General features: G+C 50.1%; 16 protein-coding genes and 3 pseudogenes. 9 read left to right on the top strand and 10 right to left on the bottom strand.

The genetic code is table 11. The features are described 5' to 3' along the window. Positions 1–53: 53 nt before the first annotated feature. On the top strand, positions 54–407 hold the full coding sequence (locus tag LU633_RS14510) for an META domain-containing protein (protein ID WP_071598848.1): 354 nt from the start codon (positions 54–56) through the stop codon (positions 405–407). Here the strand turns inward: LU633_RS14510 and chaA are convergent. After that, positions 397–1,494: a sodium-potassium/proton antiporter ChaA gene (gene chaA, locus LU633_RS14505; protein ID WP_016189465.1), complete on the bottom strand. Its 1,098-nt coding sequence runs from the start codon at positions 1,492–1,494 to the stop codon at positions 397–399. The genes LU633_RS14510 and chaA overlap by 11 nt on opposite strands. A 552-nt stretch (positions 1,495–2,046) precedes the next feature. Between chaA and LU633_RS14500 the strand changes: the two genes are divergently transcribed. Then, positions 2,047–2,727 carry a gamma-glutamylcyclotransferase gene (locus tag LU633_RS14500; protein WP_016189463.1) on the top strand — a complete coding sequence of 227 codons (681 nt, stop codon included), beginning with the start codon at positions 2,047–2,049 and terminating at the stop codon, positions 2,725–2,727. Positions 2,728–2,735: 8 nt separating this feature from the next. Here the strand turns inward: LU633_RS14500 and LU633_RS14495 are convergent, their stop codons facing one another. The 8 genes from LU633_RS14495 to LU633_RS14460 form a co-directional block, all read right to left on the bottom strand. Continuing rightward, positions 2,736–4,154, bottom strand: coding sequence for a serine/threonine protein kinase (locus LU633_RS14495; protein ID WP_016189462.1), 1,419 nt, complete (start codon positions 4,152–4,154; stop codon positions 2,736–2,738). A 49-nt stretch (positions 4,155–4,203) separates the two neighbouring features. Then, positions 4,204–5,151 (bottom strand): hypothetical protein, encoded by a 948-nt coding sequence (locus tag LU633_RS14490; protein ID WP_016189461.1) that lies wholly within the window; start codon positions 5,149–5,151, stop codon positions 4,204–4,206. Positions 5,152–5,165: 14 nt separating this feature from the next. Beyond that, positions 5,166–5,942, bottom strand: coding sequence for a PP2C family protein-serine/threonine phosphatase (locus tag LU633_RS14485; protein WP_016189460.1), 777 nt, complete (start codon positions 5,940–5,942; stop codon positions 5,166–5,168). Continuing rightward, entirely contained in the window at positions 5,939–7,102 is a 1,164-nt protein-coding gene (gene tagH / locus LU633_RS14480; protein ID WP_016189459.1) for a type VI secretion system-associated FHA domain protein TagH, read from the bottom strand. The genes LU633_RS14485 and tagH overlap by 4 nt, the downstream gene beginning before the upstream one ends. A 41-nt stretch (positions 7,103–7,143) precedes the next feature. Further along, positions 7,144–7,842, bottom strand: a complete 699-nt coding sequence (tagF, locus tag LU633_RS14475; RefSeq protein ID WP_016189458.1) for a type VI secretion system-associated protein TagF — start codon at positions 7,840–7,842, stop codon at positions 7,144–7,146. Between the two features lie 2 nt (positions 7,843–7,844). Then, positions 7,845–9,959 (bottom strand): type VI secretion system membrane subunit TssM, encoded by a 2,115-nt coding sequence (tssM, locus tag LU633_RS14470; RefSeq protein ID WP_233485066.1) that lies wholly within the window; start codon positions 9,957–9,959, stop codon positions 7,845–7,847. Further along, positions 9,959–11,176: a type IVB secretion system protein IcmH/DotU gene (gene icmH, locus LU633_RS14465; protein ID WP_016189456.1), complete on the bottom strand. Its 1,218-nt coding sequence runs from the start codon at positions 11,174–11,176 to the stop codon at positions 9,959–9,961. Before icmH ends, tssM begins: the two co-directional genes overlap by 1 nt. A 91-nt stretch (positions 11,177–11,267) precedes the next feature. Further along, the gene (locus tag LU633_RS14460) at positions 11,268–11,774 is read right to left on the bottom strand and encodes a hypothetical protein (protein WP_016189455.1); all 507 of its coding nucleotides are present in this window, start codon (positions 11,772–11,774) and stop codon (positions 11,268–11,270) included. 156 nt (positions 11,775–11,930) lie between these two features. On the opposite strand from LU633_RS14460, the gene LU633_RS14455 reads away from it, so the two are divergent. The 5 genes and pseudogenes from LU633_RS14455 to LU633_RS14435 all read left to right on the top strand — a co-directional run bounded on the left by LU633_RS14455 (position 11,931) and on the right by LU633_RS14435 (position 17,091). Continuing rightward, positions 11,931–12,194, top strand: a complete 264-nt coding sequence (locus tag LU633_RS14455) for a hypothetical protein (RefSeq protein WP_016189454.1) — start codon at positions 11,931–11,933, stop codon at positions 12,192–12,194. Between the two features lie 743 nt (positions 12,195–12,937). Further along, the gene (locus LU633_RS14450; RefSeq protein ID WP_087949650.1) at positions 12,938–13,270 is read left to right on the top strand and encodes a hypothetical protein; all 333 of its coding nucleotides are present in this window, start codon (positions 12,938–12,940) and stop codon (positions 13,268–13,270) included. Further along, positions 13,264–14,112 (top strand): annotated as a pseudogene (locus LU633_RS14445) (inverse autotransporter beta domain-containing protein). The gene LU633_RS14450 and the pseudogene LU633_RS14445 overlap by 7 nt, the downstream one beginning before the upstream one ends. Before the next feature lie 620 nt (positions 14,113–14,732). Further along, a pseudogene (locus LU633_RS14440) lies at positions 14,733–15,940 on the top strand (IS256 family transposase). A 128-nt stretch (positions 15,941–16,068) separates the two neighbouring features. Next, positions 16,069–17,091, top strand: a pseudogene (locus tag LU633_RS14435) (helix-turn-helix domain-containing protein). 125 nt (positions 17,092–17,216) lie between these two features. Here the strand turns inward: LU633_RS14435 and nadE are convergent. Next, entirely contained in the window at positions 17,217–18,044 is an 828-nt protein-coding gene (gene nadE, locus LU633_RS14430) for an ammonia-dependent NAD(+) synthetase (RefSeq protein ID WP_016189448.1), read from the bottom strand. 751 nt (positions 18,045–18,795) lie between these two features. On the opposite strand from nadE, the gene osmE reads away from it, so the two are divergent. Together osmE and LU633_RS14420 are read left to right on the top strand one after the other, a co-directional pair. After that, positions 18,796–19,131 (top strand): osmotically-inducible lipoprotein OsmE, encoded by a 336-nt coding sequence (gene osmE, locus LU633_RS14425; RefSeq protein WP_016189447.1) that lies wholly within the window; start codon positions 18,796–18,798, stop codon positions 19,129–19,131. A 125-nt stretch (positions 19,132–19,256) separates the two neighbouring features. Beyond that, on the top strand, positions 19,257–20,600 hold the full coding sequence (locus LU633_RS14420) for an IS4 family transposase (RefSeq protein WP_046371906.1): 1,344 nt from the start codon (positions 19,257–19,259) through the stop codon (positions 20,598–20,600).

The following is a 20,600-nucleotide window of genomic DNA, read 5'->3' as shown; positions in this document are numbered from 1 at the left end:
AACCGATATTAACAAATCAAAACTTTACGCTGAAAAGCGTAGATGGTCAGATCGTGCCACCTCTGGCGGGAATGAAGCTGGGCATCAGTTTTGCACAGAATATGCGGGTGAGCGGTGTGATGTGCAATCGTTTCTTCGGTCAGGGCGCTCTGCAACAAGGTGTTCTGAGGGTGCCACAGTTGGCTTCCACGCGCATGATGTGTACCGATCCTTCCCTTAATCAGTGGGAGGTTCTCATCGGAGAAATGTTAGTGGAGGGCGCTGAACTCCAGCTGGATCAACAAACATTAACGCTGAAAGGGGCGGGACATACCCTGGTATATGGAAAAGATAACTGGCCGGATAGCCAGCTGTCTGAAACAGCCCCGTTGCGTTCTCGCAGCGGGGCTGTTTTTTTCACAGCATGATGGTGATGAGATAGCCGATAAAAAGGGCAAGATGCGCTGCACCATTAAGCACGTTGGTGCGGCCCGTCGAGAACGAGATTTGACATAATAGCAGGGAAGCCACCATCAGAACCATGTGCGGTGAATCAAGCCCGAAAATGAGTTGTTGCCCGGTCAGAGTAGCGATAATGGTTACTGTTGGAACCGTCAGCGATATGGTGGCCAGCACAGAGCCAAAAAACAGGTTCATCGCTCTTTGTACCTGGTTTGCCAGAACGGCTTTGATCGCACCAAGCCCTTCAGGCGAGAGAATCAGAAACGCCACCAAAAAGCCGATAAAACCTTCGGGGGCCTCCATTCTGTGCAGTAGTGCTTCCAGCGGAGCGGCATCCGTTTTGGTTACGGCAATCACCGCAATCAAATGTACAACCAGCCATGCGCTGTGCCACCGGCTGGAATGATCGGAAGGTTTGCCGTGATGGGGGTTGCCGTCATCACTGTCATCTTCATGCTGGTATACAAATAAACTCTGGTGGGTTCTCGTCTGAATAAGCAGAAAAACGCCGTACATCGCGGCAGAAATGGCTGAAATAAGTAGCGCCTGGGCCCTAGTAAAATCGCCATCCGGTAAAGCATTCGGAAACACCATCACCAGGATCACCAGCGGAAAGAGCGCAATCAGATACTGTTTTACCCCGGCAAGGTTAATAAACTGTGTGGCAAATTTACGTCCGCCCAACAGCAGAGCAAACCCTACCAGACCGCAGGTGACAATCATAATGATTGAATAGAGGGTATCGCGCATTAAAGCCGGTGCAGCATCGCCAGTGGCCATCAATGCAGAGATCAGGCTCACTTCCAGGATCACCACCGACAGGCTGAGGATCAGTGAACCATAGGGTTCTCCTAATCGGTGCGCCAATACGTCAGCATGGCGCACCACGCTGAATGCGCTAAAAAGTATTGCCACCAGTGCGACCAGATTAATACTGATGATGATCGGCAAGGAACTACTTTGTCCCCAGAACCACAAAATTATCAGTGCAACAATTGGCAAGAGTAATGATGTCTCTTTATGACGGGTTTTGATGCTTTCTGATTCAGTCACAGGTGCTGTTCTCCTTACTTGCGTCTTTCTGGGCCTGATATCCGCCTGTTAAAAGATTAACAGGAAAATAGCGTGATGGGTGGGCGAGCATTATTAAAATGCGGTAACATTGTAATGGTAAATAAATGATTAAATTGGGTGTTTTACGTTTATTTACTATAAGGATTTTTTTAAATTTGCCGTCTGAATACCCGGTTTTTTCCTGTCTGCGTGACTCAGATAGTTTAATTTTGTCGGAGCGGAATACGCATTTGGGGGAATTAAAGCACATTAAAAAGATTTATGTTGTTAAAAACGGTTATTAAAGGGGCTGGCTGTCAGAACCTGTAAAAATAAATGGTAACAACTGAGCACGTTTTACTGCCGTTAAGTTTTTTAATCCAGAGCCGATATCCAGCCTGTGAAAAAATTTTTTTTGACCGATGCCAAACTTGATTGTCCGGTCTCAAATAGCTTATGTTCATGAACTGACAACGAAATAACAAATTTCCCAATAATAATTAACTGCTGGACAGGTTGTTTCAGGAAGTGTGTAGTGGCAGAGGAGGTTCTATGTTAACAAAAGATTTCCTGAAAAAAGCGGACTGCCGCACCGCATTTGGTGCTGTTGAGGACTCTCTGCTTTGGACCTGCGAGCAGCGAGCGACTTCACTGACCGCCATCCTGGCTTCCCGACCCGATTGCAGTCCGGTATGGATTTTTGGTTATGGTTCACTGATGTGGAACCCGGTATTTGAATCTGACGATGTTGCAGAAGGGACGCTGGAGGGATGGCACAGAGCGTTTTGCCTGCGTCTGACTTCCGGGAGAGGTAGTGCTTCCCAGCCGGGCAGAATGCTGGCGCTGAAGGAAGGAGGGCGCACGATCGGGCTGGCTTACAGGCTACCGGAAAATCAGCTGCAGGAAGAGTTGGAACTGCTCTGGAAGCGTGAAATGCCTACCGGCTGCTATTTGCCAACCTGGTGTGAGCTTATGCTGGTTGATGGACGCAAAGTAACAGCTATTGCTTTTATTATGAACCCTTGCCATCCATTGTATGAAAGTGACTCCTGTCCAAAAACCATTGCCCCGCTGATTGCACAAGCGAGCGGGCCGTTGGGAACCAACGCACAGTATCTTTTTGCGCTGGAGCAGGAACTGCAAAAACGTGGTCTCTATGATGACTGTCTGACCGATATTGTCGAGCGCGTTCGGGAAATACAGCAGTGTTTTAATCAAGGCGTTGCTGGCTAACAGGCGCGTTAACGCGGGTCAATTAACCATGTACCCGCGTGCGTGACTTCAAGCTGTTGTCGGCGCGTCGCGGTAGCGCTTGCGACTTCAATTTGGTGGCTGCCTGCAGGCAGGCTCAGTGAAGCAAAACCATTGCTGTCCGGCGTGACTGCATGCGTTCTGCCATCCACGGATAAGCGCTCGTCATGATTCATTTTCAGATAGACTTTGGCTATTTCCTGAACGCTATCGGGTGTTTGCTCAGAAACTCTTGCCGGGGACGGGCTATTTCCGGCATCGTCTGCCGTCTGATCAATCCAGCTTATTACGGACACTGTGGCTGCAATCAGACAAGCTATTACCCCTCCCGCTATTATTAACGGCTTTTGCATTGCAAAAATGGGGCTTGAGGTGACCGACTCAGCTGTATTTTCAGCCGTTCGGGCATTAACGCTAATCACTTCCTCGTGGTGTAAAGGTGCAGTGGTAGCCGCCTTTTCTCTGGAGGGGGCCGCTTTAGCCACCAGTTCCTCAACGGTTCTCACCGGGAGTTCGATCAGCGCAGCCAGTTCATCGATGCTCTGCGGACGATCCTGTGGTTTCATTGCCAGTGAACGATCGATGGCATTCAGCAGGGGTAGTGAAAAGCCCTCAGGGCGGAGTGTGGTCAGCGGTTGGTAGCGATCCTCAATACAGCGCACCACGCTTACCGGAGGCGGTGAACCCATTATCAGGGCATGTAATACTGCGCCAAGCGCATAGATATCTGTCCACGGACCCTGATCGGCATTGCTGTCTTCATTGTATTGTTCAATGGGTGCATAGCCCGGCTTAAGCATCACTTCGGTTTCATCACTGAGATTGCCTATTTCTTTACGGGCAGAACCAAAATCGAGCAGAATTGGCAGATGGTTATCCTGAATCTGTATATTATCCAGTGAAATATCCCGATGAAGATAACCTGCCTGGTGGATGGTATCAATTGCACCGAAAAGAGGGGGTAACAGCTGGCGAATCCAGGTATCGTTTAGCCTGTGTGGATTATTCTGGTGCCACTTTTTCAGGGTTATGCCGCTATAGTAGAGCGTCCCCATATAAGCCGTGCCGTTTTCTTCCCAGAATCGCAGGACGTGCAGTAGTCCCGGATGATTAAAGCGCGCCAGCAGTCTGGCTTCATGAATAAAACTATTAAGGCCTGCATTAAATAGTTTCTGATGGCGTTCGCCACGCAGCACAATATTTTGCCGATCATGACGCGTAGCCAACGAGACAGGAAAGTATTCTTTGATAGCAATGGTACGCTCAAGCAGATGGTCCCAGGCACGATAAACAATGCCAAACCCACCTCCGCCAATGACCTCTTCGATTTCAAACTCATTAAAACGGTGGCCTGCCGGAAGTGCATCAGGTACATCTGTTATTTTATCTATTTTATCTTTTGCCGACATATAAACACTCTCCTGGGGCTGATGTCCTGTGTTGCCTGTGGTAACCCGCTCAGTTAACGATGCGCCAGGCACCGGTGGACGGATCAGCTAGATCCACGTGCAAATAATCAACCAGCAGCACATTAATCTTTATTTGCCGATCCACCACTGAATACCATGTCTGACGTATGGACTCTGCTCGCTCTTTCAGTAAAAGATGATCGGCAGTCTCAGCATGGTTTATTTTTACTAAAAGAGTGCCATCAAATGACCACACATGAAGAGCAGGATTAAATCTCAGCAGCAGCCAGCTGTCCGGTGCGCCTGCCAGCGTGGCGACCAAGCGCTGGTTATTGGCTGAGACAATATTAATTTCTCCACTGGCAGGGTGCACATTGTGCAGAGGGAAGCCCTGGTAAAAATGTACGACAACCGACTGATGCTCACCCTCCACGTAGAGGGTTAACGTGCTTTTGCCCTCAAGCCAGCCCCCGGAGGTACAGTTCAGATTTTTATCATCTGGAATAAAAAGTGATTTACCGTTGCCTTCCCATGACGTGCGAAAGTGGCAGCCACCCGGCAGGGCGAAAACGGGTAACGGCGTAGGATTTGCAGGCGGGGACAAATCTGACGGTGAGGCACTACTGCTGGTGGAGATCGGCGCATCTGCAAGGAGAATCGGGCGCCAGTTATGCTGTTTCAATGCGGTACCGTTGGCCAGCGCTAAACCCTTTTCGCTTGTCATCTGCCAGGGGAGTTCTTCAAGATTATTGCACTGTTTTTGCAGTAGCGTTCCAACCCGTGGCAAAAAGCTACCCAGTGTATCGGGTGTCGTGCTTTTGCCTGACACAATGCGTAAATGAATAGATTTATTACACCAGTCACGCGGCGCACTGCTGTCAACATTATCAATAAACACCTCCAGCGCCATGCTGGGGGAGTAAACCACGCGATAATCCTCCGCCTGTACGGCAGTCGCTATCAACAGTGTGGCAGTGACAGGCAACCCAAATTTCATAGCGTTCCTTGGTGTTATTTACGCGGCGGCAGAAACCGGGCTGAGTCCGCCGTCAATTGTATCAACGTAGCTTCCTGGGGTGAGCCAATCCAGATTGCTACCGCGCTCAAATTATCTTCTTTTTTACTACGACTAATCGCCGCGTGCATGAGCGCCAGCCACTCTTCAGGAGAGTTAACCATACGAAGTGCCTGTTCCATTTCTTCAGGAGTCAGATTGCACCAGAAACCGTCTGTGCAAACCAGAAAAGCATCTCCGTCCTCAAGAGGGTGTATACCACTGCAGCTGAACGGATGCGGGACTTCAGCACCGAGCGCATTATAAAGTAAATTACTGTTAATACCCGTATTATCAACCCCGGCATCTTTTAATTGCTGTACAAGACTGTGATCGCGGGTGTGCGAGTGAATATAGCCCCGTCGAAAGTGGTAAACCCGGCTGTCTCCGGCGTGTATCCACCAGGATTGTTGTGTATCACGATTGATAAACAGCGCCGCCAGCGTCGTACTCATATTGCTGAAGTTCGCCATCGACTGTTGTGCCTGTCGTACGGCCTGTTGAGCATCCGCTACCCAACGTTCGGTATCGGCAGGCTCAACAGGCGCGTCGTCGGTGAATCGCGAAAGCAAAGCATCCCTGGTTATACGCGCTGCTATTTCTCCCCCAGCAGTGCCTGCCACGCCATCACAAACCAGAAAACAGGCACAGTGTTCCTGCAGTATTGCCCCCATTTTGTCCTGATTATGCTCTCGCTGGCCCTTATGCGACATAGCCGAGTAATTAATATTCATTCTTCTTCCGGCAAGGTTTGCGAATCTTTGTACTGATTGACTTCCATATCGTAAGCTTGCAAAAAAGCGTTACCAAACAGCATGTGGAAATCATCTTCAATCTCGCCTGACATATTTTGATAGTGACGAAAAAAATAGTCCCACAACGCTGCCTTTTTCAATATTCCGCGGCTGATACGTGGCAGATTACCGTCTCGGCGTGCGAATTCTTCGAGACGCTGCGGATGAAAGGATTGCAGCATGGCAGCAATAATGGCACGGATCCCCGAAATCATTCCCAGTTGATGCGCCTGTAAATCGACCAGCGCATCCCGTACGGCCTGCTCCGGTCCCATAAAGCCGGGCATCTCGCTTTGATAAATCTGCATCAGTACCGTTTTGCCGGAAGGCAGGATTTTAAAGGGATTATTCGCCTCATTCAGGATCATTGTCATTTCGGCTTTCACGCCGCGTTTAAGGATTGAACGCGATGAAAGCAGGGCGACGGTTCCCTGCGAAAAAAGACTGAGCATTCGCCCGGTTGTGCGCATCTGATCTTCCGTGAGCTGCGGCTTATTAATGTGATCCAGCCCCATTCCTTCCATCAGCGCAGCGAGCAGCCGTTGTTCATTTTCCGGCGCGGCGGTGCGTTCCGTATGCATATTTCCATGATTCACCGGGTTGATACCTAACCGGGCATCTTTCTGTCGGGTTTGTCTGGCGTACAGCTGTTCGGCGGTGTGAAGCTCCTGAGCCGGCGTCGAAACCGACTCCTCGCCAGGCGAAATGCCCAGAGGATCGGGCGTGCTGAGATCGGGTTGCGTAAACAGGACCAGCGGGTCAACATTGCTGAAAGTCGGCTCATCCTGACAGGAGGGGTCACTCACCCTTATCCTGTAATGACCGATACCCAGCATATCATTGTGTTGCAGCAGGATCTGCGTGCCTCTGGCCAGCGGGGTACGATTATGAATAACGGCGGTGACGCTACCATGATTGGTCAGCCGGCACTCACCATTACTGGCAATATGCACAACCGCCTGTAAACGTGAGATAGCACGTTCTTCATCTGGCAGCACCAGATCGTTATCGGGGCTGCGCCCAATTGTGCCGCCAGGAGCGACAAAATCACAGCAGGTAAGAGGTTTACCATTTTTGCTTTCAACAAGGGTAAATCGCATGCGCTTTTCCTGAAGCCGGGGCCGTGTAGGGCCAGAAAACGTTATTCAAACATAGGGGGATAAAGCCCATGCCGACCCGGCCGTGCCGCAGCTGCCGGATTGAATAATTGCGAGAACAACTGAGCAGTAAGGTTACCGCTATGTTTGTGGCTGGTAAGAGGATAGCCATCACTTTGATTTGTCCACCAATAGCTGGTGTAACCCATTGGGTCAAAATGCGTCGCCACTTCCGGCCAGGCGAGCGTGGAGGGTAAGTTTTGATAACCGAGAACTTCCATAATATCCGAGCGGCCCGCGCAGGAAATCGCTAACGATGGCTGGTTTTTCAATGCATTATCAAGTTGTGCCGCCGTGAGTGGAGCCGTTGTCGCCTGATGCAGCGTGGTACCCAGAAAGCGAAACCAGTCGCCGCAGACGATTAGTTGAGCCGGGTGCCAGTGGTTAAGGCTGATTCGCTGAAGTGCCAGCAGGGGCCATGAACGGCCTACGCGATCTTTTGAAGGCACCAGACAGCCAATCTGTACCTGCTGTAAACCCAGAGTGGCAGGCAGAGCGAAATTCCATGCCGGAGCTTCACTGAAACGTTCGCCGTCACCCCCGCCATGGTGGTGCCAGTATGCCAGTCCAAGCTGGAACCAGTTAGACCAATAAGCAACGACAGGCTCAGAAAGATCGCGTTGTAAAAAATCGCCGTCTCCCGGTAGTTTGCCATACCACCCCTGCTGATTTTTCTCTGCCATGATTAGTCCTCTTTTGATGGATAATCATCAGAGACAGTTGGGATAGGAACTAAACTGCCCAGCGGATCCTCAGGTATATTATTTTTGATTAACTTCTTACGCATCAGTGAATTATCGCGGGCGTAGGGCGAGGTCTGAATTTGTCGATCGAGCAGCTGACTCAGATGCCAGTCCAGCTGCTGTAGCTCGCGGGTTGTCACATTGCCTGGCAACGTGCGCTGTAGATTTTGCATTACCCATCCCCGTAAGAATTCACCATCATAACTGCGTGGTTGATACAGCATTTGATATGCTCTTAACGCATTACGGCTGAACTCGCTATCGCCACCCTGATCATTCCTTAAAGCCTGGGTGATAGTCTGCGCAACACGCGGTAATAACAAACTTTTTAATGCGTTTTGATATAAACCCCACGCAGCCTTACCAATCTGCCCCCCCTGATAAAGCCCTCCGCGCATACTTAACGGCGGAGCATCAAGAGAAAACTGCTGACTTTGCGGCAGGGCAACCAGATTGTTCAGGAAGGGGAGCAAATCAATAATCTCACCGTGATTACTGACCTGCAGCTTTTTGGCCTGAAGTTCAATCGGGGCCAGACGGTGATTTACCTGCTGCAAATACTGCTTATTTTTATAATAGCTGGTGGCCCATAAAAATGTTGTCGCGGCAAGGGCCAGCATTAGCACAGCGTAGCTTGCCCAATGCATCTGTCGGTTGCGGCGCTCCCATATGCGATCGCTCCCTGCGAGGCAGCGCTCCTGAAAAACCAAATCGCGTAACAGCGAGTGAATAAAAAAGCTCTGGCCTTTTGTTGCCGGAATCGGAGTACGGCGACTAATCCGGTTCCAGTTGGCGATGGAATGGTCGGATGCCTGAGGGAGCTGTAATTTACGCGACAACTCCCCCATAATGCGGTCAAAAGGCAATCCTTCCTGGGTTCCACTGGTAAAAAAGAGTCCGCGTGGTGCCCACGGCATTTTGCCATTTTCTGCGCTGAAGATGACGTCGAAATATTCAGCCAGTAAGGGGCGAAGAGAGGCAAATTCCTGGGGAAAGAGGAAACACTCAGCGCGCTGATTCAGTTCTTTCTCGCGCGCCATTTTGCCTGCCAGAGCGTCCTGCAAGCATTGTGTAAGATAGCGGAACTGATGTTCGAAGTTGTTCTCGTGCGGCGGGCTATTTTGTCTTTCAGATTCCCATGCGAAGGTAAATCCCCATATCGCGTCACGCTGTACTTTATCCAGATTTGCGTGATAACTCATAAACCCCTTCAGCAGATCGGTTTTGGTGACCATCACATAGACGGGAAAATGAATAACCGTTTGCTGGTGTAGTTCTGCCATGCGCAGACGAAGTGCGCTGGCCTGTGCATGGCGCACCTCTGCTGAGTCACTCAGTAAGTCTGCAACGCTAATGGTCATAATGACGCCATTTATTGGTTGCCGGGCTCGGTAACGTTTTAAAAGCGCGATAAACGTTTGCCATTCGCTGGCGTCTCTCTCTCGCTGGCTCTCCTGCAGCGTGTAACGTCCTGCCGTATCGAGCAACACGGCTTCCCGGGTAAACCACCAGTCGCAGTGACGTGTACCGCCAACACCGCGCAGGGCTGTCCTGCCCAGACTTTCGCTAAGAGGAAACTCCAGTCCTGAATTAATTAAAGCCGTGGTTTTACCCGCCCCGGGGGCACCGACAATCATGTACCAGGGCAATTGATAAAGATACCGGGCGCTAATGCGTTGCAGCCAGGTATACTGCTTTTTTTTCCTGGGAGACGTAAATTGCATTCTTTTCAACAGCGTCGTTGCTTCACTGAAGCGGGTACTCAGCAGCTCTGTGGTTGCCGCCTGCTCGGCATGATCGACACTGTGCTTTTGTAAATTATGTAAGAGTTGCCTGTTAAACCAGGCGCGGTAAAGCTGTGGGATCAGCTGCAATAAAATCCACAAGAAATAACATAGCCCAATGGCAAGCTGCCGGTTGAGCCTGCTTTCTCCCCAGTGTTGACCACCAAATGAGATCTGTGGCCCTACTATCCAGATAAGTGCAGCAAGGGCTGTGATGCCTGAGAAGCTCCACAGCAGTCGGTTAAAGATCAACGAGGAGAAGAGTAACGGCATCAGGGTTTCTCCTTTTGATGGCCCGTTGTTTGTGGTGCCGCATACAGAACAATCTCTACACGACGATTTTGCGCCCGGTTCTCATCGCTGTCATTGGGTAGCAATTGATTGCTGTCGCCGCGTCCCTCACTGCGGATAACGTGCAAGGGTTTTTGTAAGTGAATCATCAATGCGCTGACGTTTCGTGCGCGAGCCAGTGAAAAGTCGTAATTAGACGTGTAATGGGATGCATGGAGAGGTCGATCGTCCGTGAATGATCTGACAAGGATCATTCCCGGTATATCATCCAGCGCTGCGGAGACGCGGGTAATAATAGCGCGCCCTTGCGGCGTCAAATCGGTACCGTCCTCGCTGAAAAGTTTATCAGCGGCAATGATAACCACACTGCCGCTACTTTCGTCAGAGACATCCAGCTGGTGGCTGGCAATCAGGTCATCAAGCCGTTTACGAATATCCAGCAATGTTTGTGAAGAGCGCATTGATTTGCTGGCTTCAGTTTTGGGGAGTGGCGTTTGCCAGATAGCGTGCAACAGTGGCCTTGCGGTATTTCCCAGCTGCCAGTTAAACGCAGAATAAATAAGACTGGCGATAAACGCTACCATGGTGACACACACCCACAGTGGCACGGGCGGAGACCATATCGTATTCTGGCTGACCGCTGTCAGCGCCTGAGGCGCAGGGGTATTTTCTGCCGCACTACGCGTGTCATCAATTAATCTGGCCAGACGCTCACGCATGGCATCACGTTGAGCACGTCCCTGTTCAATTGCCCGGTAGCGGCCTTCATAGCCAAGTAACAGGCAATAGTCAATCACTTCCAGCAGCCAGAGATGTTGAGCAGGTGTTTGTGAAATACGCGAAAGTAGCTGAAAAACTTTTTCCCCGCCCCAGCTTTCATCATGAAAGGTCACCAGCAGTCCGTTGCCGGACCAGACGCTTCGGTTGCCCCACGGTGTTTGTGCTGCCGCTTCATCCAGTGCGCTGCACAGACAATAGCGTGCGCCAATAATCATGTCGAAGGGTAAACCCACCTGTTTACCGCGTCGTTCGAATTGACGGATCTCATCAATAAGCTGCTGACGCAGCATCATCGGGTCGTCATGGGTTGCGGCCATGCGGATTTGCACTATCGCATTAAGTAGCGGTGCGGCTGCTGCCAGCAACAGATTTTCCCGACCGGCTGAAAGAGACACGTCAGTGTGGTTTTCCTTGCTCATCAGCTTTGCTGTCTCTGTGGTAAGGGCTCCTGCTGTACAGGTGCTTTTGAAAGGGCAGACACTGAATTTATCCTTAAGTGGTTGGTTAAAACTACTCCAGGATCCAGGTTTCAGTGTCGTTGTTACGGCATGCTTTACTTTGATCGCCAACGTCGACGCAGATTTTCTTATTGTTTTTGCGAACCTTTGGACGATCACTTTTCAGCGTGGCGTCATAAAGCTCACTTTTCACCCCTGCTTTAAAGGGAACGTAACCTGTAAGCAGCTGCAGATCATCATCTGTGATAGCCAGCCAGTGATTTTCAGCCTCGCCAAGAACAGTGAATGATTTGCCATTTTCCAGATGGCGAATAATCTGTCCACCATAACCGGGTCGATCCATTACGGAGGCACTGTATAATGCCCGGTAAGTCTCATTGACTGGTGTAAAGGAAAGAGGAGCCACGATTGCATGGCGATGCATTAATGTAACGCCATCGACAACTGTACTAATCAGTGTGTCATCGGTGACCTGCAGTTTTTTTTGACAACCAGTCAAAAGCAGTACCGTCAGCAGCGTAAACGCAACGCTGAACTTTACATCATTTCTGGCGAGCATCATTAATAAACCTTATATTTTAAAATCTGGAATCTGCATCCGTGCGGCACATTTAAAATAAAAAAATGGGTTCGCATCTAAAATACACTTATTTAACTAAAGACAAATTTTCGTGCCAGTTTACCTCAGGCTCCAGGCTAAGGGAATAATTGAGCTATGTCTTATTGCATATTGGCGGTGGCAAGGCACTTAACATGGATTGATGTTATTTTAATTGAAGTACAATGGTTAGTTATATTGATTGTTTTCGGTCGGCAGAAGAGTGAAAAAGCGGCAGAAGGAATAGCGCGAAAGGTGGGGTATACGCCGTTGTATCACCCCGTTACAGGTAACATTCATGACGCAAAATTGCTTACGGCCTTGGTTGTTGCCAGAACGGCAACTAATCCTGTGGCAGCCAGCGTGTGGCCTTTTAGTTGATCGAGCAATTCTTCATGGTGTAGCCCGGGTTTCAGTGCGCCAGCAGGGGCGGTGATAATCAGCGCATAACTTTTGTTTGCATGGGTGAATGTTGCCAGATCAACGCAGGGGAAACATTCTCTCCGGTACAGTTGACATTGCTTTTGGTTGTCCCGGCGAACTTTTTTGCCATCAGGGCGTTATCGCTGAAATCTGGTGAACTGAGCCTGAATATTGGCGCAGCAAAGGCAGTTGATACACACTTCAATCCGGCACAGCACAGCAGCCTTTTTTTTCATCCGAACAAATCTTTTGGAAATGGGTGAACAGAATTTTGTTCGATAATCTGCAGGTGTGCCAGTGATTAACTCGCGTATACTTCCGGAAAAATTGCTGTGCGCTGCCCGTTTACGGGTAAAAGTGTCAGGCTGATCGTTTTTTACAGCAATCAGCCAGTGACATTTTCAACGTGCCCGTCCCCTGACAGGCGGTAATTGCGGTAATTAATGAGGTTATGAAAAGAGTACATCGTATCTCCCTCGTGTATTACAAATTGATTTTTATGACGTTGGCGTTTCACAGCCTGCCCGCTGCTGAGGCATTTACTCCCGCAGAGTGGATTGATAATGCCCCCTTTGCTTAACCCTCCTTTTTTAGTCGCAGACTTCCTGATTTCGGCAGCACACCATCATCCGATGATGCGGTGCTGGAAAAACGTGTGGCCCTGGTAATGAAAAGTATTGGTGAGGCCAGCATGAACAGCGATGATGATAAATCGCCTGGCAACTCTGCGGGACAATGGGCCTTTAACCACTTATCGTGATGAGGCAGTGCATTGGGCAGAAAGTGAAGGTAAACAGCTGCTTTCATCCTGTGGCCGCGCCAGTTTGTCGTTGGAAGTGGATAGCCGGGGCAATTTTGATGGGCATCAGCACAACTGGTCACGCTCTGGCAGGACAATTACACATGGCTCACCTTCAGTCAGGTGGGTATTCAACAGACAGATAATGGGCCTGTGGGGAATGCCGGGCTGGGTCAATGTTAGTTATCAGGAAAATGGCGCTTTGGCTATAACGCCTTTATCGACAGTTTGTTAACATCAGGACAGCAGCGGGGATCGTTGTGGGCTGAAGTATCCGGTCAGTTTTTGCGTTTTTCGGCAAATTACTATCAGCCTCTTTCTGGCTGGTATGATGATACTGACAGCATGCAGAGCCGTATGGCACATGGTTATGATGTGGCTACGCAAGGGTATCTTCCTTTCTACCAACAGTCTGGCGTTTCATTAAGTTATGAACAGTATCTTGGCAGTAATGTTGATTTGTTTAACAGTGGCACTTACTGCAACAATCCTGCTGCTATTGGACCTGGGATCAACCACACTCCTTACGCTAACGGCTTCACGTAAAACAGCTGATACGGGTAAACGCAGGATCTGCTGGGCCTGAAAATGAATTATCAGATTGGCGTGGCGCTCAGTAAGCAGCTGTCATCTGACAATGTTGGCACCTCACGATCACTAAGTGGCAACCGTTATGATCCTGTCAGCCAGCGGGATACGCCAGTTATGGCGTTTCGTCAGCGCAAAACGTTGTCAGTGTTTTTTGTAAGCCTTCCGTGGCAAGCTCGACCTGGTGAAGTATTACCGCTTAAAGTGCAAGTTCGCAACGTTAACCTAATTAAAGCCATCAGCTGGCAGGGGGACACGCGGGCGCTCAGTTTGACTTCACCGGCAAACCACGCCAGTTCACAGGGTTGGAGCACCATTATTCCGCAGTGCGACAATTCATCCGATGTGACTGGTGAATATCATTTGTCGGTGACTTTCGAGGACAGTCAACGGCAGTGCGTGTCGTCAAACTGGATTACCCTGAAACTGTCACCTCCGGTGGTGCTCGAAAGCAGTGATGATAATCATTTTGATCTGATTGCGCCCTGAAAAATATCGTGGTAAACAGCACCATCATGCTGCAGGGGGTCGTCCGGGGTGGCAAAACACTCCTGTTCGCCGGGAGCGTCAGTGTCTGTATATAACATTATGAGACTTCCGGCGGCCAGCCTGGCTTTGTAGCGAAAAAATAATCAGCCCTGTGATGTCGACTGTCTGACCTGATTTGTCGCAGCGTGAATAATAGTGGTGTCATTGCGTTTGGACCAGTTGCTGCTGGCAGGGAGACAGATTGACCACCGAATTTTTCTGTTACCATTGCGTTTGGTTTACGTGCTGACTCACAGATACTAAATTTCCCCGCTTTCCCGCAGGGAAAGTGCCAATCCGGTCAGGATGATACCTTTATCTGAAACTTAGCGTGAGACAGGTTATTTTTCTGGCGCGGCGAATCTCCCGGACTGAAATATTTTCCAGTTAAACGCCCTGTGCCGGGATAAACGGCATGTTTTAAAACGACTTTAATGCCGCTTTAAAACAGCCCACGGATTTTGTATTAACGAAAAAGTGGCATAATGGGAGCGTCACAGAAATTTATTAGAGACTGTAATTAAAATTGTGTAATTTCCTGTTTTTGATATGTTCACTCCAACAACGAGGACAGGCAAATTATGGACGAAAAGAAACTTAAAGCCCTTGCGGCTGAACGGGCTAAAGGTCTTAAAACCGAAGCTGACCTTAACCAGTTTTCCCGAATGCTGACGAAGCTCACCGTCGAAACGGCGCTCAATGCTGAACTGACCGACCACCTCGGGCATGAGAAAAACGCGCCCAAAAAAAACTCTGACACCCGCAATGGCTACGCATCAAAAACGCTGCTTTGCGATGATGGCGAGATTGAGCTGAACACACCGCGTGACCGCGAAAACACCTTCAACCTCAGCTGATTAAGAAGAGCCAGACGCGTATCACGCAGATGGACAGCCAGATTTTACCCCTGTACGCCAAAGGAATGGCCATGCGTGAAATTGTTGCCACGTCCAAAGAGATGTATGACGCCGATGTCTCACCCACCCTGATATCTAAAGTCACCGATGCCGTAAAAGAACAGGTTGCTGAGTGGCAAAACCGGCAGCTGGATGCACTTTATCCCATTGTTTATATGGACTGTATTGTCGTAAAAGTTCGTCAGAATGGCAGCGTGATAAACAGAGCCGTTTTCCTTGCGCCGGGCATTAATACCGAAGGTCAGAAAGAACTGCCGGGGATGTGGCTGGCTGAAAATGAAGGCGCGAAGTTCTGGCTGAACATCCTGACAGAGCTGAAAAATCGCGGCCTTCAGGATATCCTGATTGCCTGCGTGGACGGACTGAAGGGCTTCCCGAATGCGATAAACAGCGTTTATCCCGAGACACATATCCAGCTGTGCATCATTCATATGGTGCGCAACAGCCTGAAATACGTGGCATGGAAGGACTACAAGGCCGTCACCAGCGGTCTGAAGAGGATTTATCAGTCTCCGACAGAAGAGGCGGCGTTGACAGGGCTGGATGCGTTCGCAGAAATCTGTGACGACAAGTACCCGCAAATCAGCAAAATCTGGCGTGGCCACTGGGAAAACCTCAATACGTTCTTCAGTTACCCGGCGGATATCCGCAAGGCCATCTACACCACGAACGCCATCGAATCGCTGAACAGCGTGATCCGTGCTGCGATAAAGAAACGCAAAGTGTTCCCGACAGACGACTCGGTGCGTAAGGTGATTTATCTGGCAATCAGGGATGCGTTGAAAAAATGGAGTATGCCGAACCAGAACTGGCGGCTGGCGATGAGTCGTTTTATTATCGGGTTTGGTGACCGCCTGAGCGCTCACCTTTAATATGGTGGCAGTTACACAGAATTATTTGTATTCGTCGCGACGTGATCTGACACCGGACCCTGCAAGGTTGGGGGTTACCGGTTCTGATATGGGTGTAGAATTTTTATACAAAACGCGAGGTCACCCTCATGCTCCATACTCACAATCCCATCATCAAACACAAAGCCGGCCTGCTCAATCTTGCCGAATAACCCGGTAACGTCTGAACAGCCTGCAAGAGCACGGGCGTGTCACGCGACACCTTCTACCGTTATCAGGAACTGGCTGCTGAAGGCGGCATTGACGCGCTGGTTAACCAGAACAGCCGGGGGTCCAACCTCAAGAACCGCGCCGACGAAGCCACTGAACGCGCGGTTGTTGAATACGCCGTTGAGTTCCCGGCGCCCGTGCAGCACCGGACCAGTGATGAGCTGCGTAAAAAAGGCGTGTTTACCTCCGGCAGCGGCGTGCGCGCCATCTGGTAACGACACGACCTGGAGAACTTCCGTAAATGCCTGAAGGCGCCTGAGGAAAAGTTCGCCAGAGAAGGTATCGTGCTTACCGGTGCCCCAATCGCCGCGCTGGAGAAAAAGGCGCATGATGATGAGGCCAGTGGCGAAATCGAGACCGCTCACCCGGGCTATCCCGGGTCGCAGGACACCTTCTGTGCTGGCGATCTGAAAGGGTGTGGGCCGTATCTGCCCGCAGACGTTCGTGGATACGTACCCGAAAGTGGCGCACTGCAAGCGGTATACGAGTAAAACGCCGAACTCTGCCGCCGACTGCCGTTCTGTGAGGCTCAGGGACTGTCGGTGCTGAGAAGACTGACCGACAGGGGAACGGAGTACTGTGGTAAGGTGGAGCCGCATGATTACCAGCTTTATCTGGCCATCAACGATATCGCCCATACAAAAACGAAGGCGATGTCCCCACAGACCAACGGCATCGGTGAGCGCTTCCATAAAACAATTTTGCAGGATTTTTATCAGGTTACGTTCCGTAAGAAGTCATATGGGGAGCGGGAGAGCCTGCAAACGGATCCGGACAACGGATTATGGCATGACAATAATGAGCGGGCTCATCAGGGGAAAATGTGCGGCGGGCGAACGCCAGTGGCCAGGTTACCTGATGGAAAACGTGTCCGGGCAGAAAAGGAGCTGAACCGGATGTAATCCGACAGACACCTGTATAAATAACCGGTAACGGTCAGATCAGGTCTGAGCTAGTACAAGTCAGGAGACTAAAGCTGCTGAAATTTTTCAGTTTATAAGCGTCATTAAGCCGAGGTACTGAAAAACTATTTTTTCCAGAAGTCATCAAACACAGTGACGGGCGGTCGGCGTTTATGTTCGGTTTTCAGATACCAGCCTTCGATAATTTTGCTGGCTGTGGCATCAATGCTCTGTCCTTCGAGATAGCGATCGATTTGCTGATAGGTCACCCCTAACGCCACTTCATCCTGTAATCCCGGTCGATCATCTTCCAGGTCAGCGGTCGGATGTTTCAGATACAGGTGCTCCGGGCAGCCAAGCTCTTTTAACAGTTGCTTTCCCTGACCTTTGTGCAGGCGAAAGATAGGGTTAATGTCGGTGCCGCCATCGCCATATTTAGTGAAAAAACCGGTCACAGCTTCAGCCGCATGGTCAGTTCCCACAACGGCACCGGCTGTCATGCCAGCAATGCTGTATTGCGCTTTCATGCGTTCACGGGCTTTTTCATTGCCCCGGATATAGTCTGAAAGTGCAATGCCGGCGTCGCGCAGGGCTTTCTCGCTGGCCTGCACCGCTTCTTTAATATTTACCGTCAGGACGCGGTCGGGCTGGATAAAAGTAATGGCATCCTGGCAATCTTTCTCATCCGCCTGCACGCCGTAGGGCAGGCGTACGGCAATGAATTGCAGACGCTGATCGCCAGTCTCAGCACGAAGTTCATTGATAGCGGTCTGACAGAGCTTGCCGGTCAACGTAGAATCCTGACCACCACTCAGGCCCAGAACCAGTGTTTTGAGAAAGGGATTCGCTTTCAGGTAAGACTTAAGAAAATCGACACTGGTTCGGATTTCCTGTTTCACGTCGATAGTTGGTTTCACACCCAGTGCGTCGATGATTTCCTGTTGCAAAGCCATTTATCTCTCCTCAAATTCAGTGCATGTCAGTCAGACAGTGACAATAAGATCTGTTGTAAAGTTAACCCGCCAGCGCCTAAACGACAAGATTCAATCCTTATGGCTGCTGGGCTTCGCCGATAAATCAGCCATTTTGCGCTGGTTAAGCACGTTAATTACCTGTAGCCAGTATAGCGTTAGCGAATCCAGGATTGTTATGTTGGGCTGATGAAAAAATGGATTAATTTACCCGCCCGCCAGGGTTTTGCAAGACCGGCATAGTGCTTTATGGGCATCACATAAATCGTTTCAGGAAGGGGCTTGCCTGTGAGGACCGGGCGTTATGCTGAACCCGACAGGGTGAGGTGCCTCGCGCCTGTGGGGCAGGCTTTTATCAAAGGTATGCGGGGTAATTTTTGTTAATAAGGCCCTGGCTGGCAAAAGCGCAATAAATATCACAACACGCAGTTCTGCCTTTGCCGCGCTCTGTGTCGTAAACGCTTTCACACCGAAATAACGGCATATTGCTCTGAATTTTTATTCCACCGCACACAATTGCAATATTGTCAGCACTTGTTAGCAAGGATCGGCTTTATTGCATAAGAACGACATGGTGGTGTTCCTGGCTTGAAACTGACGTTGATTGTTTAAAGCCCATGATGATGTTGTAATGTGGGCGCTATCCTGTGGTTTTTCTTCGCTATAAAGTTGATTAATCTACCTTTATGTTCCAAGCTTAAGACCATATGGATTACCTCAGAGGAATAAAAACGTGAATAAAGTAATAGGATTTATTTGTGCAGCAGTGGCGCTGGCTGTTTTATCGGGCTGTACCGCCTATGACCGTGCGGAAAGCTATGTGACAAAACCCGTCGTTCAGGATGTGAAGAAAGGCATGACACGTCAGCAGGTCAGGGACATCGCCGGCCCACCTTCCACTGAAATTACTATGGTTCACGCTCGTGGCACCTGCCAGACCTATGTATTAGGTGAACGTGACGGTAAACTGCAGACTTACTTCGTTAGCTATAGCGATAACGGTCGCGTGATGAATTACGGTTTCCAGAGCTGCAAAGATTACGATACCGACCCGCAGACCGGGCAGTAATATTCTGTTTTCTGATGATAAAAAACGGTCACCTTGGTGACTAATGCCGATCATTTAAGGATCGGTTGACCGATCCGGTTTATGCGGTAAAAAGGGTTCTATGTTCATCATGGAACCCTTTTTAAATGGAACTTTCCCAGGCCCTCGGCATCATCAATGCCGCCACTCCTGAGCGCGCCCGTAGTCTCGCCGACCTTATTCCTCCCGAGCTTATTCAGCAGGCGCTCACCCTGACCGATACCGTTACTTTGCGTAAACGTAAACTTTCCCTCGAATCCATGATTTGGCTTGTCGTTGGGATGTCCATTTTTTGCGATCGTCCGATGACCGAAATCGTCAATCTGATGGATATTACTGACCGGACCGGAGCTCCTTTTACCGCACGCAGCGCTGTCATTCAGCGCCGTAAGACTCTGGGTGAAAATGCAGTGCGGGAGCTTTTTGATATCACACAGCAGCACTGGAATCAGCAGGCTGCACATCCAAAATGGCACGGTCTGAATCTGTTTGCTGTCGACGGCGTGGTCTGGCGTACCGCCGATACGCCGGAAAACAGAGCCGTCTTCAGTAAACACAGCAGCCAGTACGGCGAAGGCGGCTATCCTCAGGTGCGAATGGTTTGTCTGATGGAGCTGAGCAGCCATCTGATCGCCGCCAGTGCATTCGACAGTGAAAAAGTCAGTGAAATGCGGCTGGCTGAACACCTGACGGAGAAAACCCCGAATAACAGTATCACCCTGTTCGATAAGGGATTTTATTCGATGGGTCTGCTTCATCACTGGCAGACAGCAGGAGAACACCGTCACTGGTTGTTGCCGTTGAAAAAACACGTACAGTATCAGGTGGTTCGCCGTTTGGGGCGTGGAGATGAACTGATATGCCTGAAAACCAGTCCACGAGCCAGGAAGCAATGGCCAGGGGTCCCGGAAGAAATGGTGGCAAGACTGCTGACCCGCAGGGTAGACGGTAAAGAGAGGCAGGTGCTGACGTCACTGACAGACCCGAATCGCTATCCGGGTAAAGATATCAGCGAGCTATATCGCCACCGCTGGGAAACAGAACTGGGCTACCGGGAAGCAAAGCAGGGTATGCTGGACAGCCGGTGGACATTACGCAGTCGCCTGCCGGAGCTGGTGAGACAGGAGCTATGGGGGGTACTGCTGGCTTATAACCTGGTGCGATATCAGATGGTGCAGATGGCGTTCCATCTGAAAGGAGATTACCTGCCTTACCAGCTGAGCTTCAGTGGAGCGATAAGCGAAATAATCCGGATGCTGATAACCCTGCCCTGGGCTTCGCCGGGAAAAATGCCGGGAGAACTGAGAACCCTGTATGAACAGGCGAAATGGCTTGTGTTACCGGGTAGAAGAGAGCGAAGTTACCCGAGAGAGTTGAGGGTAAAGAGCAGGAAATATCCGGATAAAAAGGTTGCTGGTCACCTTAAGTGTACTAGCTCAGACCTGATCTGA

The organism is Erwinia tracheiphila (genome assembly GCF_021365465.1).
GTDB lineage: Bacteria > Pseudomonadota > Gammaproteobacteria > Enterobacterales > Enterobacteriaceae > Erwinia > Erwinia tracheiphila.
Note: the sequence above shows the minus strand (reverse complement) of the source record. Positions and strands in the feature narration are given on the sequence as shown.